This is a genomic window from Nocardioides hwasunensis (genome assembly GCF_014779665.1).
GTDB classification, from domain to species: Bacteria; Actinomycetota; Actinomycetes; order Propionibacteriales; family Nocardioidaceae; genus Nocardioides; species Nocardioides hwasunensis.
This window is the reverse complement of sequence record NZ_JACXYY010000008.1, coordinates 22,111-47,172: the sequence shown is the minus strand read 5'-3', so window position 1 is coordinate 47,172 and position 25,062 is coordinate 22,111. Positions and strand designations below refer to the sequence as shown.

25 protein-coding genes are annotated in these 25,062 nt (G+C 71.7%); 11 read left to right on the top strand and 14 right to left on the bottom strand.

The annotated features are described in order from the left end of the window. Positions 1-19: 19 nt before the first annotated feature. The 5 genes from IEZ25_RS18145 to IEZ25_RS18125 all read right to left on the bottom strand — a co-directional run bounded on the left by IEZ25_RS18145 (position 20) and on the right by IEZ25_RS18125 (position 4,319). Positions 20-1,429, bottom strand: coding sequence for an HNH endonuclease signature motif containing protein (locus IEZ25_RS18145; RefSeq protein ID WP_191200879.1), 1,410 nt, complete (start codon positions 1,427-1,429; stop codon positions 20-22). 172 nt (positions 1,430-1,601) lie between these two features. Beyond that, positions 1,602-2,606 (bottom strand): hypothetical protein, encoded by a 1,005-nt coding sequence (locus IEZ25_RS18140; protein WP_191200878.1) that lies wholly within the window; start codon positions 2,604-2,606, stop codon positions 1,602-1,604. Beyond that, entirely contained in the window at positions 2,603-2,902 is a 300-nt protein-coding gene (locus IEZ25_RS18135; protein ID WP_191200877.1) for a hypothetical protein, read from the bottom strand. Before IEZ25_RS18135 ends, IEZ25_RS18140 begins: the two co-directional genes overlap by 4 nt. A gap of 102 nt (positions 2,903-3,004) precedes the next feature. Then, positions 3,005-3,523 (bottom strand): DUF1648 domain-containing protein, encoded by a 519-nt coding sequence (locus tag IEZ25_RS18130; RefSeq protein WP_191200876.1) that lies wholly within the window; start codon positions 3,521-3,523, stop codon positions 3,005-3,007. Then, entirely contained in the window at positions 3,516-4,319 is an 804-nt protein-coding gene (locus IEZ25_RS18125; protein WP_191200875.1) for a GTPase, read from the bottom strand. The genes IEZ25_RS18130 and IEZ25_RS18125 overlap by 8 nt, the downstream gene beginning before the upstream one ends. Before the next feature lie 111 nt (positions 4,320-4,430). On the opposite strand from IEZ25_RS18125, the gene IEZ25_RS18120 reads away from it, so the two are divergent. Then, positions 4,431-4,961 carry a hypothetical protein gene (locus IEZ25_RS18120; protein WP_191200874.1) on the top strand — a complete coding sequence of 177 codons (531 nt, stop codon included), beginning with the start codon at positions 4,431-4,433 and terminating at the stop codon, positions 4,959-4,961. Here IEZ25_RS18120 and IEZ25_RS18115 read toward each other — a convergent pair. After that, positions 4,948-6,165, bottom strand: coding sequence for an MFS transporter (locus IEZ25_RS18115; protein ID WP_191200873.1), 1,218 nt, complete (start codon positions 6,163-6,165; stop codon positions 4,948-4,950). The two genes, IEZ25_RS18120 and IEZ25_RS18115, sit on opposite strands and share 14 nt — an antisense overlap. An 87-nt stretch (positions 6,166-6,252) precedes the next feature. Then, positions 6,253-7,083, bottom strand: a complete 831-nt coding sequence (locus IEZ25_RS18110; protein WP_191200872.1) for an aldo/keto reductase — start codon at positions 7,081-7,083, stop codon at positions 6,253-6,255. Positions 7,084-7,148: 65 nt separating this feature from the next. Here IEZ25_RS18110 and IEZ25_RS18105 point away from each other — a divergent pair, with 65 nt between their 5' ends. Further along, on the top strand, positions 7,149-9,086 hold the full coding sequence (locus tag IEZ25_RS18105; protein ID WP_318152318.1) for a M3 family metallopeptidase: 1,938 nt from the start codon (positions 7,149-7,151) through the stop codon (positions 9,084-9,086). A gap of 180 nt (positions 9,087-9,266) precedes the next feature. Here the strand turns inward: IEZ25_RS18105 and IEZ25_RS18100 are convergent, their stop codons facing one another. Both IEZ25_RS18100 and IEZ25_RS18095 read right to left on the bottom strand, forming a co-directional pair. Beyond that, positions 9,267-11,273 (bottom strand): M4 family metallopeptidase, encoded by a 2,007-nt coding sequence (locus IEZ25_RS18100; protein ID WP_191200871.1) that lies wholly within the window; start codon positions 11,271-11,273, stop codon positions 9,267-9,269. A 210-nt stretch (positions 11,274-11,483) separates the two neighbouring features. Further along, positions 11,484-12,197 (bottom strand): SGNH/GDSL hydrolase family protein, encoded by a 714-nt coding sequence (locus tag IEZ25_RS18095; protein ID WP_191200870.1) that lies wholly within the window; start codon positions 12,195-12,197, stop codon positions 11,484-11,486. 92 nt (positions 12,198-12,289) lie between these two features. On the opposite strand from IEZ25_RS18095, the gene IEZ25_RS18090 reads away from it, so the two are divergent. Then, complete coding sequence (locus IEZ25_RS18090; protein WP_191200869.1) at positions 12,290-13,102, top strand: GNAT family N-acetyltransferase; 813 nt, start codon at positions 12,290-12,292, stop codon at positions 13,100-13,102. Here the strand turns inward: IEZ25_RS18090 and IEZ25_RS18085 are convergent. Further along, positions 13,087-13,377 carry a Dabb family protein gene (locus IEZ25_RS18085; protein WP_191200868.1) on the bottom strand — a complete coding sequence of 97 codons (291 nt, stop codon included), beginning with the start codon at positions 13,375-13,377 and terminating at the stop codon, positions 13,087-13,089. The genes IEZ25_RS18090 and IEZ25_RS18085 overlap by 16 nt on opposite strands. Positions 13,378-13,674: 297 nt before the next feature. Between IEZ25_RS18085 and dnaK the strand changes: the two genes are divergently transcribed. The 6 genes from dnaK (at position 13,675) to IEZ25_RS18055 (ending at position 19,815) form a co-directional block, all read left to right on the top strand. Then, the gene (gene dnaK / locus IEZ25_RS18080; RefSeq protein ID WP_191200867.1) at positions 13,675-15,564 is read left to right on the top strand and encodes a molecular chaperone DnaK; all 1,890 of its coding nucleotides are present in this window, start codon (positions 13,675-13,677) and stop codon (positions 15,562-15,564) included. Next, entirely contained in the window at positions 15,561-16,247 is a 687-nt protein-coding gene (gene grpE / locus IEZ25_RS18075; protein ID WP_318152317.1) for a nucleotide exchange factor GrpE, read from the top strand. Before dnaK ends, grpE begins: the two co-directional genes overlap by 4 nt. 82 nt (positions 16,248-16,329) lie before the next feature. After that, complete coding sequence (gene dnaJ, locus IEZ25_RS18070) at positions 16,330-17,508, top strand: molecular chaperone DnaJ (RefSeq protein WP_191200866.1); 1,179 nt, start codon at positions 16,330-16,332, stop codon at positions 17,506-17,508. Beyond that, on the top strand, positions 17,505-17,921 hold the full coding sequence (locus tag IEZ25_RS18065; RefSeq protein WP_191200865.1) for a heat shock protein transcriptional repressor HspR: 417 nt from the start codon (positions 17,505-17,507) through the stop codon (positions 17,919-17,921). The genes dnaJ and IEZ25_RS18065 overlap by 4 nt, the downstream gene beginning before the upstream one ends. A 281-nt stretch (positions 17,922-18,202) precedes the next feature. After that, on the top strand, positions 18,203-19,513 hold the full coding sequence (locus tag IEZ25_RS18060; RefSeq protein ID WP_191200864.1) for a reverse transcriptase family protein: 1,311 nt from the start codon (positions 18,203-18,205) through the stop codon (positions 19,511-19,513). Between the two features lie 56 nt (positions 19,514-19,569). Next, positions 19,570-19,815, top strand: coding sequence for a hypothetical protein (locus IEZ25_RS18055; protein WP_191200863.1), 246 nt, complete (start codon positions 19,570-19,572; stop codon positions 19,813-19,815). A 15-nt stretch (positions 19,816-19,830) separates the two neighbouring features. Here IEZ25_RS18055 and IEZ25_RS18050 read toward each other — a convergent pair whose 3' ends face one another. After that, positions 19,831-20,607 (bottom strand): lysophospholipid acyltransferase family protein, encoded by a 777-nt coding sequence (locus IEZ25_RS18050; protein WP_191200862.1) that lies wholly within the window; start codon positions 20,605-20,607, stop codon positions 19,831-19,833. Positions 20,608-20,697: 90 nt separating this feature from the next. On the opposite strand from IEZ25_RS18050, the gene IEZ25_RS18045 reads away from it, so the two are divergent. Next, positions 20,698-21,351, top strand: a complete 654-nt coding sequence (locus tag IEZ25_RS18045) for a hypothetical protein (protein ID WP_191200861.1) — start codon at positions 20,698-20,700, stop codon at positions 21,349-21,351. Positions 21,352-21,369: 18 nt separating this feature from the next. Here IEZ25_RS18045 and IEZ25_RS18040 read toward each other — a convergent pair whose 3' ends face one another. After that, positions 21,370-21,978, bottom strand: coding sequence for a MerR family transcriptional regulator (locus IEZ25_RS18040; RefSeq protein WP_191200860.1), 609 nt, complete (start codon positions 21,976-21,978; stop codon positions 21,370-21,372). A gap of 82 nt (positions 21,979-22,060) precedes the next feature. On the opposite strand from IEZ25_RS18040, the gene IEZ25_RS18035 reads away from it, so the two are divergent. Then, complete coding sequence (locus tag IEZ25_RS18035; protein WP_191200859.1) at positions 22,061-22,483, top strand: hypothetical protein; 423 nt, start codon at positions 22,061-22,063, stop codon at positions 22,481-22,483. A 5-nt stretch (positions 22,484-22,488) separates the two neighbouring features. Here the strand turns inward: IEZ25_RS18035 and IEZ25_RS18030 are convergent, their stop codons facing one another. Together IEZ25_RS18030 and IEZ25_RS22360 are read right to left on the bottom strand one after the other, a co-directional pair. Further along, positions 22,489-23,283 (bottom strand): pentapeptide repeat-containing protein, encoded by a 795-nt coding sequence (locus IEZ25_RS18030; protein WP_318152316.1) that lies wholly within the window; start codon positions 23,281-23,283, stop codon positions 22,489-22,491. Positions 23,284-23,342: 59 nt separating this feature from the next. After that, on the bottom strand, positions 23,343-24,617 hold the full coding sequence (locus tag IEZ25_RS22360; protein ID WP_191200858.1) for a family 16 glycosylhydrolase: 1,275 nt from the start codon (positions 24,615-24,617) through the stop codon (positions 23,343-23,345). Positions 24,618-25,062 lie beyond the last annotated feature (445 nt).

The following is a 25,062-nucleotide window of genomic DNA, read 5'->3' as shown; positions in this document are numbered from 1 at the left end:
GCCCCGTCGCGAGACCCGGTCAGTCGGGTGGTTCGCCGATGCGGGTGGTGCCTGATTGGTCGCGCCGGTAGCGGTGACTGTGGGGGCTGGTCCACTCGAAGACCCCGGGGTCGATCATGCGGTAGCGCCAGGTCGTGTGTGTCTTGAGTCGGTGGTGGGTTCGGCACAGGGCGGCGAGGTTGCCGGTCTGGGTGGGTCCGGTCTGGGGTCTGCCTTCGGCGTGGGCGTCGTGGTCGAAGGGGATGATGTGGTCGATGTCGCAGGCCCTTGCTGGTCGGCTGCACCAGGGGAACACGCAGGTGCGGTCGCGGAGGGTGACGTGGTCGCGGATGCGGTCGGGGATCTTGTACGCCGGGGTGTTGAGCTGCTGGTGGAGGTCGATGACGGGCGTGACGGTCACCTCGGTGCGGGAGTCGGCGCACCAGGCCTGGATCTGGTCGAGGAGGGCGAGGCGTCGGCCGTGTTCCATCTGGCCGGTGGGACCGAACACGGTGGTGTCGCCGGCTGTGTGGGCGTCGAAGTGGGCGATGAGGACGACCTGCCGCGCGGCGGGGAGGCCGTCCCGGTCGTGGGTGTCGGTGCTGATGGTGTCGGACTTCGCTGATCCCGTGCTCTGGTGGAAGAGGTCGAGGGCGGTCTGGGTGCGGGCGAGGTCGCCGAGTGCCTTGGCGCGGCGGGCGTCGAGGGACTCGGTGGAGCCGAGGGCTTTCTGGGTGGCGGCGCCGTGGGCGAGGGCTCGGTCGAGGTCGATGCTGTCGGCGAGGTCGACCTCGGCGTCGATGCGGACGGTGCCGGCGAAGTGGACGTCCTGGCCGTGCACGGTCACATGCCTCGGGTCGACGTGGAGGTAGCCGTCCTCGGGGTCGGCGGCGGGGTCGGGCTGGGCGAGGTCGAAGCGGGTGATGGTCTCGGCGACGAGCCGGTCGAGCTGCGCGGGACCGATGCGTGCGGCGACGGCCGCGACCTGCGCGTCGACCCACCCGGCCGCCTCGACGGTCAACGAGGGGCTGGTGTGGATGGTGGTCTCGGCGACCGACCTGGCCCGCCACGCGGGCACGACACCAGCCTGGACGTGTGTCCAGAGGCGGGGGAGCCGGTGGCGCAGCTCGAGCGCGTGTCCGATCAGCTTCTTCGCCGACAGAGTGGAGATCCCAAGAACAGCACCGAACTCGGCGACGCAGAACTCCGCCACCAGTGGGCACCCGGGACCGGCGATGGGCTCCTCGCGCTCACACCCCACGGTCGTGAACGACGCGGCCGAGTGGATCGACTCGGGCGGGTGGAGGTCAGCCCACCGGGCGGCGACCTCCAACAGGTCGGCCGCGGCACGGTCCTCGGCAGCCTTCCGTTCCCGTGCCACCGCGAGCAGCGCTGAGGCGGAGAGGTCGTCTGCCTTTGCCTCGGGTGCGGCTGCCGGTGGGTCGATCATGTGTTCGATTGTATCGGCGACCACTGACAGCGGCCATCGCGCAACTGGATCTGTGGGGGGACTGGTATTGGCCGAGTGCCCTTGGTTTCGACACGGTCGCTGCGCGACCTGCTCAACCGGCGGGCGGGTGGACCTCCCGGCCTACGCGACCACCGACGGCGAGCAGTCTGGATCAGCCGAGCCGGTCCTGCAGGTTGGTGACGGGCAACGGCGAGGGGACGGTCCGGCCGACGATGCGGGGGCGTCCCTGCTCGGCGGCCTCGAGGTTGCGTGCGGCACGGTTGGCCTCGGCCTGCTCGCGCTGGGCGGTGGCCGTGGCCTCGCGGGCCTCGGCCCGGGCCTCGGCGAGCTCGCGGTGGAGCGCGGCGACCTTGTCGGCCTGCGCCTTGATCTGGTCGGCCGGCGCGTCGGCCATCGCCAGGTCCTCGAGGTCGCCGAGCGCCGTCTGCTCGCGCCTCCTGAGCGCCTCCACGGTCGCTCGCGCGGCGTCGGCCGCATCGTGGGCCTCGACGGCCTCCATCGCCTCCTCAGCGGCCTCGCGACGCAGGTCGCCGAACCTCACCTGCTGGTGCTGGGCGACGACGAGCTTCGCCGTGTCCTTGTCGGGGCGGACGCCGGCGTAGTCCGCGAGCGCCTTCACGAGGTCCTTGGTGCTGGCCCGTCGCGCATCACGCAGCGCGATCTTGGCCTCGAAGCACTCCTGGTAGGCCTTCCAGTCGTTCTCCCAGGCGTCCGCCTGCTTCTGCGTCGCGTCCCCGGGCAGGGTCTCGACCGGCGGCCAGATGCGGTTGCCCCGGATCTCGAGGCCCTTCGAGGCGCCGAACACCCGCAGCTCCTCCAGCCCCTGGCGGTGACGGCGCAGCACGTCGGAGTAGACGTTGATGGCGCGCCCCAGACCACGGAGGTTGTCGCGCACGCTCGCCGACTCCTCGTGGCGTCGACCGGCACGCTCGCGCAGCGTGTCGGCGGCCTCGCCGGAGAAGACGTCCTCGGAGATGGTCGCGGTGCGCTCGAAGGCGTCGACCGCGAGCTCGACCCGGTTGGCCAGGCGCCGGACGGAGTCACCGTAGGAGTCGATCTCGTCGGGCTCGGTCCAGTGGTAGCCGCAGCCGATCGGGTCGCCGAACCGGAGGCCGCTCTGCTGGGTCTCGAGCGCGTCGGCCGCGACCCTGGTCATGACCTCACCTGGTCGAGGTGGGCGGTGAGCGCGGCGGCCTGGCCGACCATGACGTCGAGCTCGTCGAAGTCGATGATGGAGTCGTCGATCGCACCGGCGAGGGTGCGGCAGCGCCGGGCGATCTGCTCGGCGTCCTCCACCAGGCTCCGCACGCCCTCGACGACGAGGTCGCGCCAAGGGAAGTCGTCGGAGGGATGATCGATGTCACCGAGCGCGGACCGCACCTCATCGCGTGCGGAGTCCAGCTCGCCCTTGGCGCCTCGCAGCGCCCGCTGGTTGATCGCGATCGGCCTCATGGCCATCTTCTGCCCCCGTGAACACCGTCGAAACCACGGGTCGTGAATCTGTGAACAACCCCGTCGAGCGGTCTGGACCGGACGTGGCCCAGCGGTGGTCGGTCAGCCGGCCCCGGGTGGTCGGTAGGCCCGCAGCAGGCGGACCGTCCACACCGCCGTCACGACGAGGTAGAGCCCGATCGCGGCGGCGAGGACCCACCACGGCAGGCCGTCTCGCCCGGTCGCGCCGACCCAGGTGGTCACGCCCAGCACGAGGACCAACAGCACCCCGGTCAGCGCCGTGAACCCCTCCATGTCGTCCTGGAACCGCACCTGGAACTCCGCCCGACGCTCGGGCGCGAACCAGTAGTCCTTCGAGGCCCGCGGCATGTTGACGAAGGTGCCGTCGCCGCGGGTGACGAGCCGGACCAGTGCCGGGAGCCCCACGAGGACGACCACGCCGATCACCGCCCAGAACACGATCATCGAGGTGCGCGAGGACCACGCGTCGACCCGGCCGGCCGCGTCGAAGTGGGACGGGACCCGCTCGGGGAGGACCAGCGCGGACCACACCAGCGCGACGACGTACGCCGTCCCGGTGACGGCGAGCGCCAGCCGTCCTCGCCTCAGGGGCTCAGACATGTCCGCAGAGCTGCGCGATGCGCAGCTCGAGTCGGCCGAGCAGGTCCGTGCATGCCTTCTCGGGCATCGCGGACCTCTTGTCGCCACCCTGCGAGCAGACGGGGAGCACGTCGATCGAGAGCTTCGCCCCGCCGGCGAGCGCGCGGAGCTCGTCGAGCTTGTCGCCGAAGGGAGAGCCGCTCCCGGGGGAGTAGTAGTGCACGGCGGCGTCGACGTCGTCGGCGAACAGGTCCGCCTTGGTCACCGCGACCACCAGCCAGGTCGGTCGCTCGCGCCGCACCGCCATGCTGGCGATCCGGTGGGCGGTGATCGACCAGTCCTCGAGCTCGGCCGCCAGCTGCTCCTCACGCGAGGCGTCGGCCGCGCCGGTGGTGCCGGCCGTGCGCCGCGGGGTGGCGTGGCCGTTGGCCACCACGTGCAGGACGCCGTCCACCGGCTCGTCGTGGAAGACCTCGTCCAGCGCGCCCAGCCGGGTGGCGGCGTTCTCGCCCGGGACCACGCGGAAGCGGTAGCCGCGCAGCCTCGCGTTGCGACGCGTGCGCCGCTCCATCGTCGCCGAGCCGACGTCGGTCGTGCTGCTCGCCGTCGACGACGAGGACTGGCTGCTGGCGCGGCGGGAGAGCCGGTCGGCCAGGCGGGTCTTGCCGACGCCGGTCATCCCGGTCACCGCGACCGTCGGGTAGCGGTGCCGGAGGAGCCGTGAGGCCCGCTCCGGGGCCTGGGACAGCGCGGCGAGCGCGCCCCCGGCGATCGTCGTACCAATGGCTGCCCGGCCGTGTCGCAACGGTGACTGCATGTCCCCATCCTCCCTGACGAGCGTGCGCGACCGGCGTCGGTTGGCCATGCAACCAGCCATCTTGGATGATGGCGAGGCTGCTGTCGTCACCCGAGAGGTCCCCCCACCACCATGGACACCGAGAAGCGTCCCGTCCTGACCGGGCTCATCGCCCTGGTCGGCGTCGCCGTGGTCATCGGGCTCCTCGGTGGCCTCGCGGTGACGGTCGGCGTGAAGGCCACCGGGATCGGTGAGAGCTCGTCGGCGAGCGACAGCAACGACCCGCCGCCGACCTTCGAGCTGCCCCAGCCGAGCGAGACCAGCACGGAGGCTCCGCCCACCACGACCGAGGAGCCCGGCACGGACGGCGAGTCCACGACCGAGGCTCCCGCCGCGGGCATCGCCCTGACCGCGGCGCAGCAGACGGTGAGCCCGATGCAGCAGATCGACCTCACCGGCACCTACGCCGGTGCCGAGGGTGCGATCCTCCAGGTGCAGCGCTTCGAGAACGAGCAGTGGTCCGACTTCCCGGTGACCATGTCGGTCAGCGGCGGCACGTTCGCGACGTACGTCCAGACGAGCCGCGCCGGTGAGAACAAGTTCCGCGTGGTCGACACCGACTCCGACGCGGTCTCGAACGAGGTCACGGTCACGGTCGGCTGACGGCCTCCCGGGCGACGTCGACCCGCCGGGTCCAGTAGCCGACCCACCCGGTGCCGGCCAGGATCAGCACGCCGAGCACGAGGCAGGCGGTCGCCAGCGGTGCGACCGCCGCGACCGCGCTGACCATGAGCGGACCGCCGGAGTTGCCGATGTCGCCGCACAGGCGCCACGCGCCGAGGAACTGCGGGCGGCCGTCCAGTGGTGCGGAGTCGGCCCCGAGCGTCATGACGATGCCCGAACCGAGGCCGTTGCCGCAGGCGATCATGGCCATCACCAGCGAGACGGTGACGACGTTGGTCGCGAGCGGCAGGAGCAGGCAGGCGAGAGCCATCGACAGCACGACCGGCACCGCGACGAACATCCGGCCGCGGGTGTCCATCAGCCACCCTCCGGGCCACATGAAGGCGACGTCGATCGCCGCCGCGCCGGCGAAGATCAGGGACGTCGTCGAGGCCGACAGGCCGAGGTGGTCGGCCCACAGCGGCAACAGGCTCAGCCGCAGCGACCGACTCATGCCGAGGATGACGACCGCTGACCCGACGGTCGCGAGCACCGTGCGGTGGGAGCGGATCACGGTCCACACGCCGAGGTGACCCTGGCCGCTGGCCTTGGCGACCGCCCGCTTCTCCTCGCCGAGGTCGGGCATCGTGGCCGCCAGCAACGAGGCGGTGACCGACATCGCGGCGCCGAGCCAGAAGACGCTGGTGATGCCGGTGACGTGGATCAGCCCGGCGCCGAGGAGAGGCCCCACGAGCACGCCGACCCGGTAGGACCCACCCAGCAGCGACATCGCCCGCGCCCGGTGGGTCGCGGGGACCATGTCGATCATGAAGCCCTGGCGCGCGATCAGGAACAGCGTCCAGCACACCCCGCTCAGCAGCACGCCGGCCGCGAGCCCGATCACGGAGTCGGTCAGCGCCGCGAACGCCATCGCGCAGGCGTCGAGGAGACCGGCCGCCACGAGTGCCCGACGCTCGCCGATCCGTGCGATCAGCGCGCCCGACGGGAGGCTCGCGAGGAGCTGGCCGACGCCGACCAGGGCGACGATCGCCGCCGCGACGCTGATGTCGGCGCCCAGGTCGCGCGCCCGCAGCGCGAGCACCGGCATGATCGCGCCGTGGCCGATCGCGGAGACGACGGAGGGTCCGTACGCCACCAGTGCGATGTCGCGGAAGCGGAACTCCTGCGTGGTCCCCGAGGTCACCCGGCCACGCTACGGGCACTCGACGAGCGGTGAGTGACGCAGGCTCTCAGGCGGTGGAACATGTCTCACTCACCGCTCAGGACGAGATCAGAAGGTGTCGGGGTTCGGGCCCGTCCGGCCGGACTCGCCACGGTCGAGCTCGTCGAGGGCCGACATGTGAGCGGGCTCGAGCTCGAAGTCGAAGATCTCGAAGTTCTGCTTCATCCGGTCGGCGTTCATCGACTTCGGGAAGATGATGTCGCCGCGCTGCACGTGCCAGCGGAGCGTGACCTGGGCCGGCGTGCGTCCGACGAGCGAGGCGATCTCGCCGATGGTGTCGTCGTCCATCACCGCACCCTGCGCGATCGGCGACCAGGCCTCGGTCAGCACGCCGTGCTTCGTGTTGGCCGCGCGGACCGCCTCGTTGGCGAAGAAGGGGTGCACCTCGACCTGGTTGACCACCGGCACGACGCCGGTCTCCTCGACGATGCGCTCGAGGTGTGCGGGCTGGAAGTTCGAGACGCCGATGCTGCGGGCCTTGCCGGCCTCCTGCGCCTCGATCAGCGCCCGCCAGGTCTGCACGAAGTCGCCGTCGTAGCGGTTCGGCAGCGGCCAGTGGATGAGGAAGAGGTCGACCTGGTCGAGGCCGAGCTTGTCGAGCGAGACGTCGATCTCGCGGCGGGCGTCGTCGGGGAGGTGGAAGTCGTTGTTGAGCTTGGTCGTGACGTAGAGCTCGTCGCGCGCGATGCCGGAGTCCTTGATGCCGGCACCGACGCCCTCCTCGTTGCCGTACATCTGCGCGGTGTCGATGTGGCGGTAGCCGGCCTCCAGGGCCTTCGCCACCGTGGCGGCGGTCTCGGCCGGCGGCACCTGGAAGACGCCGAAGCCGAGCTGGGGGATGGACGTGCCGTCGTGCAGGGCGATGTCGGGAACAGTCATGTCTGTCCCTACACCGGATGGCGCCGAGGTATTCCGCCGTCGGAGCGTCGTCCTAGTCTCTGGGGGTGACCCACGACAGCGCCCAGCCCGACGTCCGGCCCGCCCCGATCGACCTCCCGGGAGCCGGTGACTGGCTCGCGTGGGTCGGCGAGCGCTGCGAGGGCGCCCTCGCCGACGCGGTCCGCGAGGTCGACACCGTCAAGGCCGGCGGCTCGGCCACCGAGGTGCTCGCCGCATGGAACTGTGCCGAGACCGCGATCGCCAACGCCGACGCCGTCGCGCTGTGGGCCGAGGTGCACCCCGACGCCGCAGTGCGCGACCGCGCCGACGAGCTGAGCCAGCAGGTGCAGAAGTACGTCACCGAGCTGAGCCTCGACCGCGACCTCTACGCCGTCTTCGCGGGGCTCGCCGCGGAGGGCCTCGACGCCGATGCGACCCGCGTCCTGGAGCACACGCTGCGCGACTTCCGGCGGTCCGGTGTCGACCGTGACGACGCCACTCGCGACCGGCTGCGCGAGCTCAGCGAGCAGGGCGTGCGGCTCTCCCAGGACTTCGGGCGCAACATCCGCGACGACGTCCGCTCGATCCGGGTCGCCCCCGAGCGGCTGGCCGGCCTCCCCGACGACTACCGCGCCGCCCACGAGCCCGACGACGACGGGCTGGTCACCCTCACCACCGACTATCCCGATCTGGTCCCGTTCATGACCTTCGGTGCCGACCGCGAGGCCCGCCGCGAGCTCACCCTGGCCGCCAACAACGTCGCCTGGCCGGCCAACGACCAGGTGCTCCAGGACCTCCTCGCGGTGCGCCGCGAGACCGCCGACCTCCTCGGCTACGACTCGTGGCCCGACTACGACACCGAGGTCAAGATGATCGGCTCGGGCCGGGCCGTGGCCGACTTCATCGACCGGATCAGCGCGGCTGCGGTCGACCGGGCCGGAGAGGAGGTCGTGGTGCTCCGCGACCGCCTGCGCGTCGACGAACCGGCTGCCGACACCGTGACGACCTACGACTCGCGCTACTACGGCGAGCTCGTCCGCCGCGAGCAGTACGACGTCGACGGCCAGGTCGTGCGGACCTACTTCCCCTTCGAGCAGGTCCGTCAGGGCCTCCTCGACGTCACCGGCCGCCTGTTCGGCCTCGAGTGGACGTCCGTCGACCGGGCCGACGCGGGCACCTGGCACGACGACGTCGCGAGCTACGACGTCGGGCTCGAGGGCCGTCACATCGGCCGGATCCACCTCGACCTGCACCCCCGCGAGGGCAAGTTCAAGCACGCCGCGCAGTTCGACATGGTCAAGGGCATCGCCGGTGTGCAGCTGCCCGAGGGCGTGCTGGTCTGCAACTTCAGCCGCGGCCTGATGGAGCACGACGAGGTCGTCACGCTATTCCACGAGTTCGGCCACCTGGTCCACCACGTCCTTGCCGGGCAGGGCGACTGGACGCGCTTCTCCGGCGTCGCCACCGAGTGGGACTTCGTCGAGGCGCCCAGCCAGATGCTCGAGGAGTGGGCCTGGGACGCCGACGTGCTCGCCACCTTCGCCCGCAACGCCGCCGGCGAGACGATCCCGGCCGACCTGGTCGCCGCGATGCGCCGGGCCGACCACTTCGGCAAGGGTCTCTACGCCGCGCAGCAGATGTCGTACGCGGCTCGGTCCTACTTCTTCCACGCCGGCCCGCACGACGACCTGACGGCCTACGGTGACGAGCTGCAGAGCCGTTACTCGGTGTACCCGCCGCTCGAGGGCGCGCACATGCACTGCTCCTTCGGCCACCTCGACGGCTACTCCTCGGGCTACTACACCTACATGTGGTCGCTGGTGATCGCGAAGGATCTCTTCTCCGCCTTCGACACCGACGACCTGTTCGCCACAGAGGTGGCGACCGCCTACCGGGACAAGGTGCTGGCCCAGGGCGGGCGACAGGACGCCGCCGACCTCGTCGCCGACTTCCTGGGTCGCCCCTCCTCCTTCGACGCCTGGACCGCCTGGCTCGCGGAGTAGGACCCTCCACCGCCGGTCGAGCAGGGCGCCCCGGCGCCCGTGTCGGAACCAAGGTCATCGATCCCCTTGGTTTCGACACGCTCGCTGGCGCTCGCTGCTCAACCGGCGGTGGGGGCTGGCGCTCGCTGCTCAACCGGTGGGGCGCTGCGCTGGCGCTCGCTGGTCGACTGGCGGCGGAGCCTAGGAGACGTTCAGCGCGGTGTCGTCGACCACGAAGCTCGTCTGGAGCGACGAGTCCTCGGTCATGGTGAAGCGGATGGTGACCGTCTTCCCGCGATAGGCCGCGAGGTTGTGCGAGTACTGCGTGTAGGTCGCACTGACCCCGGCGTTGGAGAAGGTGCGCAGCGTGGTGGCGGTCGAGCCGTCCACGACCTGCACCCGCATCGTGTCGTACGCCGTGGAGCCACGCTCGGCGGTGTCGGTGCGGATCCAGTACGACAGCGTGGCCGCGCTCGCCGACGACGGGATCGTGACCGACTGGTTGACGGTCTCCGTGCTCGACGAGCCGTTGCCACCGAGCCACAGCTTCCATGATCCCGAGCGCGCCGGCCGGCCGGTGTTGTTGGTGATCGGTCCGGAGGTGCCGGTCCAGCTCGTCGCGCCGGACTCGAAGCCCGGGTTGGCGAGGAGGTTGCCGCCGGTGGGCGGGTCGGTCGGCGGGGTGGTCGTGCCACCGCACGTGGGGTCGGCCGACTGCGCGGGCATGTTGACGGCGTTCCAGGCGGCCTTGGTGGAGTTGAAGAGCGCACAGGTCGAGTCGAGGTTCTTGGCCGCGGTGAGCGTCCAGGTGCGGTACTTCGGGTACGACGAGGACGACGTCTTCATCAGCATCGCGTTGTACATGATCTTCATCGCGTTCTGGACGCCGACGCCGCTCACGGTGGCGCCGTTGCACTTCGAGGTGCCTCCGTTGGCCAGGAGGTACCACCAGTGGTCGCCGGGCCCGGCCGCGGCGTGGACCTCGGAGCCCGGGACGGAGCTGGAGTAGCAGCTCGGGTCGCCGACGTTGCCGGGGTTGGACATGTCGCGGATGGGGCCCTGGCCGACGAGGTTGACCTCTTCGCCGATCGTGTAGTCGGCGGGGTCGGCCGGGTTGTTGGCGTAGAACTCGGTGGCGGTGCCGAAGGTGTCGGCGACGAACTCCTGGGTGCCCCCGCCGGAGATCCCGCCGGGGGTCTTGTCGTCGATCCCGTGGCCGAACTCGTGGGCGACGACGTCGATGGCGCCGATCCACTGGTTGCTGCCCTGGCGGTGGCCGATCTGCACCTGGGTGCCGTCGTAGTAGGCGTTGACGTCGTTGAGGCCGACACGGATCGGCACCCAGCCACCCGACCCGTCCATGCCGTTGCGGCCGAGCCAGCTGGCGAGCATCAGCCGCTCCTGCTCAGCGCTGTAGAACGCATCGACGCAGCCGGTCTCCTTGTCGGTGGCGCTGCCGTTGCCCCACACGTCGTCGCTGCCGCTGAACGTGGTGTTGGTGGCGGCGTCCTGGCACCTGAGCGTGGTGGCGTTGGCGTTGATCATCGAGTACGACGAGCCCGATCCCGACGTGGGGATCGTGACCGTGCCTTCCCAGTTGCCGTTGCCGGTGCCGTGCGCGATCTGCTCGCGGGACTCCAGGACGTCACCGGTCAGGGCGTCGACCCAGACCCGCTGCCAGGAGACGTGGCCGGCGTCGGTGCCTCGCACCTGGACCTCGTACGCGAGCCGGGTACCGGTGTCGCGGTGCCAGATGACGAGCTCCGGTGCGGTGGTGTCGCTGACCTCGTCGACCTGGGTCTGGGCGACGTTCGTCGCGCGGTCGGCGGTGAGGGTCGGCGTCGTGCTCGCGATCTCGACGGGCTGCTCCTGGGCGACCGAGGAGCCGACGACCTGGCCCTCGGCGTTGGCGAGGACGACGAAGTCCCCGCCGACCACGCGCAGGCCCTCGTGGGTCCGCTCGTAGGCCATCGACCAGACATCGCCGTCGCCCTCGAAGGTGCCGGTGCGGACGAAGGAGTCAGCGGTCGCGCGCTCGAGCGCGGTCCCGTGTCCCTTGACCCAGGCGCTTGCTGCCTGCTGGGCCTCGAGGCGGGGGTTGCCCGCCGTGGGTGCGGCACCGGCCGGGGTGGTGGTCGGTGCCAGGAACGATGCAGCGACCGCGGTCGCTGCGATACCGGCCAGGGAGGCCAGTCGGGTTGAGTTCACTGAGGTGTTCCAATCGTGAGTCCGGGCCCGAGAGCCCGAGAGTGGGATTGGGTGAAGCGGACCACTGCACAAATTTGCAATCAGCGAGGTCGGCGTCAATGAGGCCTGAACTGCAGGTTCTCGCAACGCGAGAACCTGCACATGTCGACCGTCGGGATGACGGTCTGTCCGATCATCGGACGCGCACGCGATTCCGTCGCGGCGAGCGGATCAGCGGGGCAGAACCGCCGGTCGGGTGGGCTCGACGGCAGCGATTCGGTCGGCGACGGCGTCGCCGAACTCCCGGTGTCCACCCTCGGTGAGGTGCAGCCGGTCGTCGAGGTAGTCGAGGTCGAGGTCGGACGTGGCGATGTAGGGCACGCCGTACACCGCGCTCAGCCTGGCCAGCACCTCGTCGACGCGAGGCACGGCGGCGGCGCGCGAGGGGGCCGTGGCCGGTCCGACGACGACGACCCGGCGGCCGGCCAGGTCGGCCATCAGGTCGCGGAATCCCCGGTCGATCGCGCGGTCGGGCTGGTCGTAGTCGTTGAGGCCTCCCTCGACGACGACGAGCTGCGGCCGCACCGCCGCGACGGCCGTCGGCGCACGGTCGGCGAACGCGACACGTCCGCAGCCGCTGGCCCGCTCGCTGAACCCGGATCCGGAGAACCCGGCGACGTGCACCTCGCCCGCGAGCTGGGTGGCCCACGACCGCGCGAGGTCGTCCTGACCGAGGCCGACCGACCACGAGTCGCCGATGACCAGGACCCTCTCGCCCTCGCCGGTGACGATGCCTGCGCGCTCACGGGCGTCGGCCCGGTGCTGCTGGCAGCGGGTCGGGCCCGCGCCCGCGCGGTCGGCGACGTAGAACGAGATGAGCGCAGCGAGCAGCGTCACTGCGACTGAGGCGCCGACGACCCGGCGCAGGTTCCCCCGATGGAGCATGGGGAAAGTGTGCGGTCGCCACGCCCTGAGCAACAGGTGAATCAGCGAGAACAGCACCTGTTTCGGGGAAGTCGAGACCCTAGGCTGACCCCATGGCGAGCCAGGTCCTCCTCAGGGCGTACGACGAACAGCTCAGGACCGAGGCCGAGATGGCCCGCGCGGGTGAGGTCGACCGCGACGGACCGCTGTGGCGGGGGATCTTCGACCACGGCGGCTTCGTCTCCTACCGCGACCTCGACGGCATCGAGGGCGACGCGCTCGACGACCTCATCGCGCGGACCGTCGTCCACTACCGCGACGAGACCGACGTCGACTCGTTCGAGTGGAAGTCCCGCGGCCACGACCTCCCGGCCGACCTCGGCGAGAGGCTCGTCGCCCACGGATTCGAGGCCGAGCCGGTCGAGACCGTGATGGTCGGCGAGGCGTCGCTGCTCGCGGTCGACGTGGACCTCGACGACACGCCCGCCGGCCCCGTCGTCGTACGCCGCCTCCTTCCCGGTCCCGACGCCGAGGCCGATCTCACCCGGATGCTCGAGGCCCAGGAGTCGATCTTCGGCACCGGGCGCGGCCCGTCGGTGGCCTCCTCGCTGGCCGAGCTGGAGTCGGGCGGCTCGGAGTTCTGGGTCGCCGAGGTCGGCGAGCGAGTCGTGTGCGCGGGTCGGCTGACGCCGGTCGAGGGCACCGACTTCGCCGGGATCTGGGGCGGCTCGACGCTCCCCGAGCTCCGGGGCCGCGGCATCTACCGCGCCCTCGTCGCGGCCCGCGCCCGCTCGGCCGTCGAGCGCGGCATCCGCTACATCAACTCCGACTGCACCGACATGTCGCGCCCGATCCTCGAGCGCTCGGGCCTCGCCGCGATCACCACGACGACGCCGTACGTCTGGACCCGTCAGAGCGGCGCGTAGTCGATCTCGAGGAAGTCGGCCACCTCGGGCACCCAGCGGTCGGCGACGAACGCCGTGTGGACGGGGTGGTCGTTGTAGGCGTCATAGGCCGCCTGGTCGGCGAACTCCATCGAGAAGCCGAACGAGAAGTCGTTCTTCGCGCTGGTCTGTCGCAGCTGCTCGAACGCCGTCACGCCGGGGACGTCGGCGAGGGCCCGAGCGGCGGCGAGGAAGTCCTGCTCCTCGGCCGAGCCGGGCGCGTGGTGGAGCCTGAAGGCGACGGTGTGACGGATCATGCGCCCCACCCTAGGGCCGGCCACCGCTGCGGTTGAGCGGACCATGGGCCGCCTGACCGACCGGCGCCGGTCGGTCAAGCGACCGATGGTCCGCTCAACCTGCACATTCGTCGCCGGATCCGGGAACATCTCACGCCGTCCTGCGTTGAGTCAGATAACGAGAGTTGAGTCATTCCGGCTCAACTAATTTGTGTCCGGACCCGCAGCGCGGCACGATGGCGACATCGCCGCCAGCAGACGCGGCACCCAGAGCTCTCACCGAACATCCCGGAAGAACCAACGCAGGAGGTAACAACCATGGCTCGAGCGGTCGGCATCGACCTCGGCACGACGAACTCCGTCGTGTCGGTCCTCGAAGGTGGCGAACCCACCGTCATCGCCAACGCCGAAGGCGCCCGGACCACCCCGTCCGTCGTGGCCTTCACCAAGTCCGGCGAGGTCCTCGTCGGCGAGGTCGCCAAGCGCCAGGCGGTCACCAACGTCGACCGCACCATCCGGTCCGTCAAGCGCCACATGGGCGAGGACTGGAAGGTCGAGATCGACGACAAGACCTTCACCCCGCAGCAGATCAGCGCGTTCGTGCTGCAGAAGCTCAAGCGCGACGCGGAGGCCTACCTCGGCGAGACCGTGACCGACGCGGTCATCACCGTCCCGGCGTACTTCTCCGACTCCCAGCGCCAGGCCACCAAGGAGGCCGGCGAGATCGCCGGCCTCAACGTGAGCCGCATCGTCAACGAGCCCACCGCGGCCGCCCTGGCCTACGGCCTCGACAAGGGCGAGGACCAGACCATCCTCGTCTTCGACCTCGGTGGCGGCACGTTCGACGTGTCCCTGCTCGAGATCGGCGAGGGCGTCGTCGAGGTCAAGGCGACCTCCGGTGACAACCACCTCGGTGGCGACGACTGGGACAACCGCGTCGTGGAGTGGATGGTCAAGAAGTTCAAGGACTCCAACGGCGTCGACCTGGCAGCCGACAAGATCGCCAAGCAGCGCCTGCAGGAGGCCGCGGAGAAGGCGAAGATCGAGCTCTCGTCCTCCAGCGAGACCACCGTCCACCTGCCCTACATCACCCACGGCGAGTCCGGGCCGCTCCACTTCGAGGAGAAGCTGACGCGAGCCGAGTTCCAGAAGCTCACCGCCGACCTGCTCGAGCGCACCAAGGCGCCGTTCCAGTCGGTGCTCAAGGACGGTGGCGTCGCGGTCGCCAACATCGACCACGTGGTCCTCGTCGGCGGCTCGACCCGGATGCCGGCCGTGACCGAGGTCGTCACCGAGCTCCTCGGCGGCAAGCAGCCCAACAAGGGCGTCAACCCCGACGAGGTGGTCGCCGTCGGCGCCGCGCTCCAGGCCGGTGTCCTCAAGGGTGAGGTCAAGGACGTGCTGCTCCTCGACGTCACCCCGCTCTCCCTCGGCATCGAGACCAAGGGCGGCGTGATGACCTACCTCATCGAGCGCAACACCACGATCCCGACGAAGCGCTCGGAGATCTTCACCACCGCCGACGACAACCAGCCGTCGGTGGAGATCAAGGTCGCGCAGGGCGAGCGCCAGATGTGGTCGCAGAACCAGCCCCTCGGCAACTTCGAGCTGACCGGCCTCCCGCCGGCCCCGCGCGGCGTGCCGAAGATCGAGGTCACCTTCGACATCGACGCCAACGGCATCGTGCACGTCTCGGCCAAGGACCAGGCGTCCGGCCGCGAGCAGTCGATGACCATCTCCGGTGGCTCCGCGCTCGGCAAGGACGAGATCGACCGCATGGTCAAGGAGGCCGAGCAGTACGCCGAGGAGGACGCCAAGCGTCGCGAGGCCGTCGAGGCCCGCAACCAGGGTGACCAGCTGGTCTACACGACCGAGAAGTTCCTCACCGACAACGCCGAGAAGCTCCCCGACGACGTGAAGACCGAGGTGCAGGCCGACGTCGACGCACTGAAGGAGACCCTCGCCAAGGAGGACGCGACCTCGGAGGAGATCACCGCCGGCGTCACCAAGCTCAACGAGTCGAGCCAGAAGATGGGCGCCGCGCTGTACGCCGCCGCCGAGGCCGACCAGGCCGCCGCGGGCGGTGCCACCGGCGCCACCGGTGAGGCCGACGACGACGTCGTGGACGCCGAGATCGTCGACGAGCCCGTCGAGGGCGAGACGACCGACTCCACCGGCGACTCGAGCACGGAGGGTGAGAACAAGTGACCCAGTCCGGCAGCGGATCCTTCGGTGACGCCGCCGGCGAGATGGCCGACGAGACCGAGGTCGAGGTGCCCGTGGAGGGCGCCTCGGCCTCGGCCGGCCAGCCGGACGCAGCGGCCGACCTCCCGTCCGACACCACCAGCGACCCCGGCGACCGTGACGACATCAGCGGCGTCGACACCTGGCTCGAGGAAGGCGGACCCCTGGAGCCCGAGGACGTCGCCGAGGTCGAGACCGCCGAGGGTGGCGTCGCCGCGTCGGCCGACGTACAGCTCGCGGAGCGCACGGCCGACCTGCAGCGCCTGCAGGCGGAGTACGCCAACTACCGCAAGCGCGTCGACCGGGACCGCCAGCTCACCACGGAGAACGCGACCTACCGCGTCCTCGCGCCGATCATCGAGGTGCTCGACACCATCGACCGGGCCCGCGAGCACGAGGAGATCGACGGCGGCTTCAAGGCCGTGGCCGACCAGCTGACCGGTGTGGTGACCAACCTCGGGCTGACCCGTTTCGGCGAGCCGGGCGACCCGTTCGACCCGAACCTGCACGAGGCGCTCAGCCACCTGGGCACCGACCCGGAGGTCGACGTCGTCACCTGCAAGCACATCGCCAAGGCGGGCTACAAGATCGGCGACCGGGTGGTGCGCGCCGCGCAGGTCCTGGTGGTCGACCCCGTCGACGCCTGATCCACGACGTCACGGTGGCCGGCCGCCCCGGCACCGGCCGCCGTGACGTCCGGCACCGACCCTCACGAGAGGAGGTACACCCATGGCTGAGGAGACGTTCCGCAACGACTGGGCGACGAAGGACTTCTACAAGACCCTCGGCGTCGGTCAGGACGCGAGCGCGGCCGACATCAAGAAGGCCTATCGCAAGCTGGCCCGCGACAACCACCCCGACTCCAACCCCGGTGACGACGCCAAGCACGAGAAGTTCAAGGCCGTCGCCGAGGCCTACGACGTCGTCGGCGACGAGGCCAAGCGCAAGAAGTACGACGAGTTCCGCTCGCTGCAGGCGCGTGGCGGCTTCGGCGCGGGCATGGGTGGCGGCACCGGCGGTCCGGGCGGCTTCGGCGGTGGCGGGTTCAACCTCGACGACCTGCTCCGCGAGCGGGGCGGCGCCGGCGGCGGGCTCGGCGACATGTTCGGCGACCTCTTCGGTGGTGGCCAGCGCACCCGTCCGCAGCAGGCGCGACCGCGGCGCGGCGCCGACATGGAGAGCTCGGCCACCATCGGGTTCAGCGACGCGCTCGACGGCGTCACGCTCTCCCTGCGGCTGCCGACCGACACAGCGTGCGAGACGTGCCAGGGCACGGGCGGCAAGCCCGGCACCCGGCCGCACATCTGCCCGCAGTGCGAGGGCGCCGGCTTCGTGGTGTCCGGCGCGGGCGGCGCGTTCGCGATGCAGGAGACCTGCCCCGCGTGCGGCGGTCGCCAGCTGGTCTACGACGAGGCCTGCCCCACCTGCCACGGCTCCGGCCGCGGCACCTCCGCCCGCTCGATCCAGGCCCGCATCCCCGCGGGCGTCAAGGACGGCGCCAAGATCCGGCTCAAGGGCAAGGGCTCTCCGGGCGAGAACGGCGGCCCGGCCGGCGACCTGTTCGTCAAGGTCAAGGTCACGCCCCACCGGGTCTTCGGGCGCAAGGACGACAACCTCACGATCGAGGTCCCCGTCTCCTTCGACGAGGCGGCACTCGGCGCCGAGGTGAAGATCCCGACGCTCGGCGGCGCGCCCGTCACCCTCAAGGTCCCGGCGGGCACGCCCAACGGGCGCACCTTCCGGGTGCGCGGCAAGGGAGCCACCAAGCGCGACGGCTCGAAGGGCGACCTGCTCGCCACGGTCGAGGTGCAGGTCCCGGCGTCGCTCGACCCGACCGCGCGCGAGGCCCTCGAGGCCTACCGCGCGGCCACCGCCGGAAAGCCGCTCCGGGCAGGGCTCTTCGCATGACAACCCCGTTCGGATCGCCGTCCCCCGATGCCGCGGTGTACGTCATCAGCGTCGCCGCGGAGCTGACCGGGCTGCACCCCCAGACGCTGCGCGCCTACGAGCGGATGGGGCTGATCCGGCCCGGTCGCACCGGGGGCGGCGGCCGTCGCTACTCCCACCGCGACCTCGAGCGGCTGCGCGAGATCGCCGACCTCACCAGCGCCGGCATCGGCATCGAGGGCGTGCGCCGCATCATGGACCTCGAGCTCCAGGTCGACGCCCTGCGCGCCCGCAACGAGGAGCTCGTCGCCGAGCTGGACGGCGTACGCCGACTGCTGGCCGCCCGTGCGCCGGCGAGCCCGCCGGGCAACAAGCTGCCGGTGCTCCACCACGGCGTCGGCCAGTCCGTCGTGGTCTGGCGCAGGCCCACCTGACACGCCAGGCGTCGACGTCGACGCCACGCCCGCTGAGGTCGACGCCGCGCACGTCGAGCCGTCCCCGCGCCCGGTTAGGGTGCCGAGGTGCGGCAGCGCTTCTTCGAGACGGCGGACCGGTGCGTGTCACCGGTCAGCTTCCCCGGGGCTACCCCGGGGACCACCGGAATGTTCGGGCACGGCACCGCGCGCGACAGGCTGCGCTCCGCTGCAGGTCGCCGCGCGCACGACGGGACAGGTCGAGCTGCGCTGCCGCACACCACCCGCCCGACGTCGGCGCGATGAGGCCCGAGCTCGCACGGGCGCTCGCTGCCGGGTTCCTGGCCGGCGAGTGGACGCGCGCGGGGCTCACCGCCAGCGGCGCGGTCGTGCTGGGGCGTCGCCCGCGATGGCTCGCACCCCTCGTGCGGCAGACGCTCGATCTCTATCCCCGCCCGCCCGGCGACCGGCCGCGCGAGCTCGCCACCAACCTCGCGCGGCTGCCCGCGGCTGAGAAGGCCGCGCTGGCCGGCCCCCAGGTCCACCCGGTGGCCGAGACCCACATGATCGCCAACCGGTGGCGCCTGCCCGAGCTCGACCGCCTGGCGGACCTGGCGTCGTACCTCCGCGTCACCGACGGCGAGCTCGACTGGTTCGCCGACCCGCGACACCTGGCGCGGCTCACCGTGCAGCCACCACTGCAGCACTACCGCGTCAGCCACCGGGTCGCGGCGAGCGGCGGGATCCGGGTGCTCGAGGCGCCCAAGCCCCGACTGCGGGCGATCCAGCGTCGGCTGCTCGACGAGCTTGCCTCGCGCATCCCGCCGCACGACGCGGCGCGGGGCTTCCGCCCGGGCGGGTCGGTGCGGGCCTACGCCGCTCCCCACGCCGGCCGCAGCGTCGTGCTGCGGATGGACCTCGAGGCGTTCTTCGCCAGCGTCACGGTGTCCCGTGTCTACGGCATCTGGCGCACCGCGGGCTATCCCGAGCCGGTGGCGCACGCCCTCGCCGGCCTGGTGACCAGCGTGCTGCCGCTCGCCTCGTGGCGCGCCATCCCGACCCCGGTGGACGAAGGGCTGCTCGACGCCCACTGGCGGCTGGGTCGCCGGCTGGCCCGGCCGCACCTTCCCCAGGGAGCACCGACGTCGCCGGCGATGGCCAACCTCGCGGCCTACCACCTCGACGTCCGGCTCAGCGCGCTCGCCCGCTCCTGGGGCGGGCGCTACACGAGGTACGCCGACGACCTCGCGTTCTCCGGCGCCACGGGCTGGGGCACCGGCACCTCGCGACTCCTCGACGCCGTCGAGCGGATCGTCGTCGACGAGGGCTTCCGGCTCAACCCGCGCAAGACCGGGGTCATGCCGCGCGCGGGTCGCCAGTCGCTCGGCGGCCTCGTCGTGAACGAGCGGCCGCGGGTCTCGCGGGCCGACGTCGACCGGTTGAAGGCGATCCTGCACAACTGCCGGGTCCACGGACCGAGCAGCCAGAACCGCGACGACCACCCCGCCTTCGAGGAGCACCTGCGCGGTCGGGTCGCGTGGGTCGCGCAGCACGATCGGCTGCGCGGGGCCCGGCTGCTCGCCATGCACGCCGAGATCGACTGGAGCCGGTGAGGGTGTCGCGCCGTCGTGTCGGTGCGACCACGTAGGTTCAGGGGTGTGAGCGAGCGATGAGCAAGATGGACAACCTCCGCGCGATGCGGGAGGCGAAGTACGCCGAGGCGCAGAAGCGATCGGCTGCGGCCCCGGCGCGCCTGAAGGCGCCGGTCGCCCCGCCTGCGACGAAGAAGGTCGAGGAGCGTGCGGCCGAGGTCCCCGCTGCTGACGCCGACGACCTCTGCGGTCACCGCAACATGAGCGGACGCACCTGCACCCGCGAGAAGGGCCACGCGGCCAAGAGCCACCGCTACTCCTGAGCCCCTTCGGCGACCTCAGGCGCTGAGCACGTCCTCCGGTACGCCGGCCGGGTGGGGCGCGGGCTCCCCGCGGAGCTCGGCGACGTGGGAGACCAGCACGGCCATCACCTCGTCGGCGACCCGGCGCACGGTCGCGTCGTCCACCGACGCGGCGTCCGCGGCTGAGGCGACGTCGGCGAGACGGCGTACGTCGATGGGCTCCCCGACCGACACCGCGACCCGCGGACGGAGCACCGTGTTGCGCAGCAGCCGGCCGACGATGCCGGTCCTGCCGACGACCCGCTCGGCGCCGACGAGGGCGACCGGGACGACCGGGGCGCCGGTGCGGAGCGCGAGGCGGACCGCACCGGTCTTGCTGCGCTCGGGCCAGTGGCCCGGGTCGCGGGTGATGCGGCCCTCGGGGAAGAGGCCGACCGCCTCGCCGGCCTCGAGGGCGGCGGCCGCGGCGTCGAGGGAGCCGGCCGCCGACGCCGTCCCGCGCAGCACGGGGATGAAGCCGAGCCGCCGGACGATCGGCCCGACGAGCCCCGAGCGGAAGACGCCGCCGGTGGCCATCAGGCGCAGCGAGCGTCCGAGCCGACGGCCGACCAGCGCGAGCAGGATGCCGTCGGCGAAGCTGGTGTGGTTCGCGACCACGATGACCGGCCCGTCGGGCAGCGGGGCGTCGGGGACGGACCGGCGGGTCAGCTCGAGCCGGCTGACGGCGGAGACGACGGTGCCGAGGAGGCTGGCGGCCAGGGCGTAGAGGAGGGCGGCGCGGAGGCCCGGACGCTGCCAGGTGCTGGGTTCCATGTGCCGAGTCTCGTCGGGTCGAGCGTGCGCCGCGTGCGTACGGGCACTCAGCCGGGTGTCGACTCCCGGTCATCGGGGAAGATGAGGTGGGTGCGCACCCTCCTGAAGGTCCTGGCAGGTCTGCTCGCCCTGGTCGTGGTCGGCTATCTCGGCGTCAACCTGGTCGCCGTCATCGGCGCGCACCAGCAGCGCGGGGACATCGCCGAGCGGGTGAGCGCCGAGCTCGAGTCGGCGGTCCCTGCCGCTCTGGACCGGCACCAGGAGCTCGTGGACGCCGCCGGGCGTGATGCCGACGTCGCCTGGGTCGAGCAGGTCTGCGACTTCGCGACCGACGACGGCGGGTGGATCGTGCAGAACTACCGCGAGGTCTGCACGCTCCGCAGCGTCAGCGCGTGGCAGGTCGGCTCCGACGTCGAGGCGCGGGGACTGCTGACGGTGAGCGGCGACCAGCAGGCGGCGTACGACGGGTGCGAGCGGCTGGGCACGATCGGCGAGGCCGAGGTGAGCCATGTCGACGTCGACGCCTCCTCCGACGGTGAGCCCTCCTGCCTCAGGCTGCTGCGCCCGGTCGGTGAGACCCACCCGGTGGCGGGCGAGCCGACCGAGTCGTGGTCCGGCCGGTGGGTCGTCGTGAGGGACGAGCAGCCGCTGGTGGACGAGGACATCGGTTGCGCGCACTGGTCGGTGCTGTTCTGCGACAACCCCTTCGGCGACGAGCACGCCTTCGGGGACGTGCCCGGCTGAGCGGACCCGAGGCGGCGGTCAGCCGGAGAACCGGCGCACCGACTGGTCCTCGTGGGCCAGCCGGCGCAGGCCCAGCAGCACGGGCTCGGCGAGGACGCTGCCGAGGAGGGCGTAGGTGAGTGCTCCGTCGCGGTGCTCGGTGGTCATGCCGACGACCTCCGCCTCGGCGACGGCTGCCATCGCCTGCGCATAGCGCACCAGCCCCTCGTCCGAGACCGGCTGCCCGGCACGGTGCATCGCGTCGAGCGCGGCTGCGACGGCGGTCGCGTGCGGCCCGTGGGGATCGGCCGCCGAACCGGTGGCCGCCAGCAGCTGGGCGACCGCAGCCGCGCTCGCCTCGGTCGGCGACGCCTCGGGTGCCGGCGAGAGCAGCTGGTGGGCAGCGGCGAGTGCCTGGTGCAGCGAGGAGGAGGGCGAGTCGAGGACGTCCAGCACCTCGCGCACGCGCTCGAGCCCCAGGCCGGCGACGTCCACCAGCGCCCGGATCAGGCGGAGCCGATCGACGTGCGACTCGTCGTAGGACGATCGCGTCGCGCCCCGCGGCTCACCTCGGGGGAGCAGGCCCTCGCGCAGGTAGAACTTGATCGTGGGGACCGCGACACCGCTGCGGTCGGAGAGCTCCGCCATCCACATCCGGGATGCTCCTTCCCTTGTTTTGGATACTTTACTGTCCAACTATTGGAGAGTCCACTATCCAAAAGGAGCTGTCATGGAGAACGCCGCCGCTGTGCTGTCCGAGGAGTCCCGGGTGCTCGCCGGAGTGTTGCTGCTGTCGCTCGTCACGGTCGAGACCGGTGGTCTCCACCTGCTGAGGATCGTCCGGGGGCGGTCGGCGGTGACGCCGTTCCAGGAGAAGTTCGCGCGAGCCGGTCACGCCCATGCAGCCGTGCTGCTCGTGCTGGCACTCGTGTGCCAGGTGCTCGCGGACAACACCGCCCAGACGGGAGTGCTGGACTGGTTCTCCCGCTCCGGTGTCGCTGTGTCGGCCCTGCTGATGCCCGGCGGGTTCTTCCTCTCGTCGATGGGGGCGGGTCGCACCGAGCCGAACCGGCTCATCGTGATGGTCTTCGCCGGGGCACTGCTGCTCGCGCTGAGCCTGGTCAGCCTCGGGGTCGGGCTGCTGGTCGCCTGAGGTCGTCACCAGTGCCCGGGGACGTCGAGCCCCTCGGGCAGCACCGTCGTCGAGTCGCCCGTCGCGGCGTTGACCTGCGGCTGGGTGAGGAACAACGTCGTCGACAGGTCGGCGCCGCGCACGTCGGCGTCACGGAGGTCGGCTCCGAGGACGTCGGTGTCGCGGAGGTCGAGGCCGCGCAGGTCGGTCCGGATCAGGGTCGCTCCGCGCAGGCTGGCGCCGGACAGGTCACGCCCCCGCAGGTCGTGCCCTGCGAGGTCGGCGTGCGCGAGGTCGTCGGCGGACGCGGGCCGCACCCGTGCGCTGGCATCGGCCAGGGTCGCGCCGACGCGGCTGTAGAGGTCGTCCACGTCGGCGGTGAGCAGCGTGACCGGGTCGGCCCGGTCGAGCACGAGGATCTCCTCGACGAGACCGTCGGGCACCGAGCCGGGCGCGCGGTCGCCGGCCGTGCCGAGGTGCAGCAGCATCTCGTGGAGCGAGCGCACCACGGACAGCACGGCCGCCATCTCGCCGAGGTCGGCCTGGTCGCGCCACGACGCTCCGCCGTAGGTCACCTGGGTGACGTGCTGGCCCGCGCCGAAGCACTCGAAGCGGGTGCACCCGACCCAGCCGTCGCGGCGCAGCGTCGCGTGGATGCCGCACGCATCCGATCCGGTGAGGTGCGCGCACGGCGTTCCGCCCGACTTGGTGACCCCGAAGCCGTCGCTGCCCGAGAAGGGCAGCAGCACGCAGCACAGCCCGCTGCACCGGGAGCAGTCCGACGACAGGACGGGCAGGAGGGGCGGGTCGGACAGGATCACGCCACCATGGTGTCAGGGGGGTGTCAGGGGGCTGTCAGGACGATGGCGGGGCGCCCACGTCAGCAGGTGGTGGTGTGCGTCCCCGCGCTCAGGCGTACGCCGCCGCGCGTGGGCCTGCCGGTGCCGGCGGGGTAGCCGCGCACCCAGTCGACGAGCGTCCGTGTGGTCTTCATCGGCGCGGTGCCCGAGTCGAGCATCGAGATCCGCACGGTCATCGGCTGCCCCGACACGGCCGCGCGGTCGGTCACCTTGCCCACCGGGCGCCCGTCGACGAACCAGGTGATCCGCTTCCGGGTGACCTCGACGGCGTAGGCGTGGAAGGTGTCGCGCGTGGTCACCGGGAGCCGACGGGTCCAGGCAGCGCCGGAGGCGGCCTTGGCGCCGATCGTCACCCCGGTCGTGCTGGGGGTGGCCTCGAAGAGCGTGATCGCTCGGGCGTCGCACCCGGTGGCGACGTCCGCCACCGGGATCAGCTCGGCCTTGACGACGTAGTCGGTGGTGCCGTTCGCGGTGAGCATCGGCATCGCGCGGGTCTCCCAGCGACCGTAGGCCGGGGTGGCGCTGCCCCCGAGCGTGGCGACGAGCGAACCGTAGGAGCCGGCACGTCCGGCGCCCTCGCTGTTGCTGCTCATCTGCAGGGCGCCGTTGCGCAGCGCGATGCGGCCGGTGCCGGTGGTGACGTCGGTCCACGACCCCCGTCGTCGGGTGCCGATGACGGCGCGGTCGGTGAGGGACTCGCCGAACTCCCAGTCGAAGTCGTAGATCTGCTTGCCCCAGCGCAGCGAGGCCGCGGCGGTGGTCTGGAAGGCCTTCCGGGCCGACCGCGGCGCGAGGTCGTCCTGAGGCACGGCTGCGATCGCGGGTGCGATCCGATGCGCGGGCGATGGTCGGGACGCGGCGCCCAGCACCTCGACGTACAGGGGATAGCTGGGGAACCAGCCGACGTGGCCCACGCCGCGGTCGTGGTCCTCCTGGCGGACGCGGTAGACGGCGGTGCCGGCGGCAGCCGGCGTGATGGTGAACGAGCCGGTGCCGTCGGGTCCGACGGAGCTCGTCGCGAGGGTCGTCCAGCCGGCGCCGGAGCGCTCCTGGAGGGTGAGTGCGCGACCCTCGAGCAGCGGCATCGTCGCGGTGCTGGCGACCAGGGTGAGCGGTCGGCCGGCCACTGCCTGCCCACGGGCCGCGAGGGTGATCTCCTGGTGGACCGCGTCGGACGCCCACGTCGGCGTGCGCCGGTTGCCCGAGACCACGCGGTAGACGATGTGGCTGGAGTGGGCGCGCACGCGCATCGTGAACGAGCCTGCCGCGTTGGTGCGGGTGGCCGTGCCGGGCACGTCGCGCCAGCGGTCACCGGGGCGGTCGAGGTTGCTCTGGAGCCGGACGGTGCGCCGGCCGCTGGCACCGATGTTGCCGGTGAGCGTGACCTCCTGCCCGGCGGTGAAGCCGCCGTTGCCGGGGCTCGCGCTGAGCGAGCCGGCACGGGCCGAGGCGGCGACCGGGTGGCTCGGCGCGACGAGGGCGAGGGTGCTCGCGAGGAGCAGGGCGATCAGGGCGGCGGGAGAGGATCGGATGACGGCCTCCGAGGAAGGTGGACCTCGACCCTAGGCAGACTTCGACGCCCCTGTCACGGAAACTCGGACAGGGGCGGGGTGGGACTCAGGAGTACCAGCGGTTCTGGATCGCGAAGGCGTTGACGAAGGCCAGCACCAGGAACGCGACCACGATCACGCGATTGTCGAAGAGGAGCCTGCTCATACACCCACTCTTGCCCGCCTGTCT

Bases quoted from the DNA above. Each gene is read 5' to 3' on its own strand.
- IEZ25_RS18145 (WP_191200879.1), bottom strand. From the start codon at position 1,429: ATGATCGACCCACCGGCAGCCGCACCCGAGGCAAAGGCAGACGACCTC.
- IEZ25_RS18140 (WP_191200878.1), bottom strand. From the start codon at position 2,606: ATGACCAGGGTCGCGGCCGACGCGCTCGAGACCCAGCAGAGCGGCCTC.
- IEZ25_RS18135 (WP_191200877.1), bottom strand. From the start codon at position 2,902: ATGAGGCCGATCGCGATCAACCAGCGGGCGCTGCGAGGCGCCAAGGGC.
- IEZ25_RS18130 (WP_191200876.1), bottom strand. From the start codon at position 3,523: ATGTCTGAGCCCCTGAGGCGAGGACGGCTGGCGCTCGCCGTCACCGGG.
- IEZ25_RS18125 (WP_191200875.1), bottom strand. From the start codon at position 4,319: ATGCAGTCACCGTTGCGACACGGCCGGGCAGCCATTGGTACGACGATC.
- IEZ25_RS18120 (WP_191200874.1), top strand. From the start codon at position 4,431: ATGGACACCGAGAAGCGTCCCGTCCTGACCGGGCTCATCGCCCTGGTC.
- IEZ25_RS18110 (WP_191200872.1), bottom strand. From the start codon at position 7,083: ATGACTGTTCCCGACATCGCCCTGCACGACGGCACGTCCATCCCCCAG.
- IEZ25_RS18095 (WP_191200870.1), bottom strand. From the start codon at position 12,197: ATGCTCCATCGGGGGAACCTGCGCCGGGTCGTCGGCGCCTCAGTCGCA.
- IEZ25_RS18090 (WP_191200869.1), top strand. From the start codon at position 12,290: ATGGCGAGCCAGGTCCTCCTCAGGGCGTACGACGAACAGCTCAGGACC.
- IEZ25_RS18085 (WP_191200868.1), bottom strand. From the start codon at position 13,377: ATGATCCGTCACACCGTCGCCTTCAGGCTCCACCACGCGCCCGGCTCG.
- dnaK (WP_191200867.1), top strand. From the start codon at position 13,675: ATGGCTCGAGCGGTCGGCATCGACCTCGGCACGACGAACTCCGTCGTG.
- dnaJ (WP_191200866.1), top strand. From the start codon at position 16,330: ATGGCTGAGGAGACGTTCCGCAACGACTGGGCGACGAAGGACTTCTAC.
- IEZ25_RS18065 (WP_191200865.1), top strand. From the start codon at position 17,505: ATGACAACCCCGTTCGGATCGCCGTCCCCCGATGCCGCGGTGTACGTC.
- IEZ25_RS18060 (WP_191200864.1), top strand. From the start codon at position 18,203: ATGAGGCCCGAGCTCGCACGGGCGCTCGCTGCCGGGTTCCTGGCCGGC.
- IEZ25_RS18055 (WP_191200863.1), top strand. From the start codon at position 19,570: ATGAGCAAGATGGACAACCTCCGCGCGATGCGGGAGGCGAAGTACGCC.
- IEZ25_RS18050 (WP_191200862.1), bottom strand. From the start codon at position 20,607: ATGGAACCCAGCACCTGGCAGCGTCCGGGCCTCCGCGCCGCCCTCCTC.
- IEZ25_RS18040 (WP_191200860.1), bottom strand. From the start codon at position 21,978: ATGGCGGAGCTCTCCGACCGCAGCGGTGTCGCGGTCCCCACGATCAAG.
- IEZ25_RS18035 (WP_191200859.1), top strand. From the start codon at position 22,061: ATGGAGAACGCCGCCGCTGTGCTGTCCGAGGAGTCCCGGGTGCTCGCC.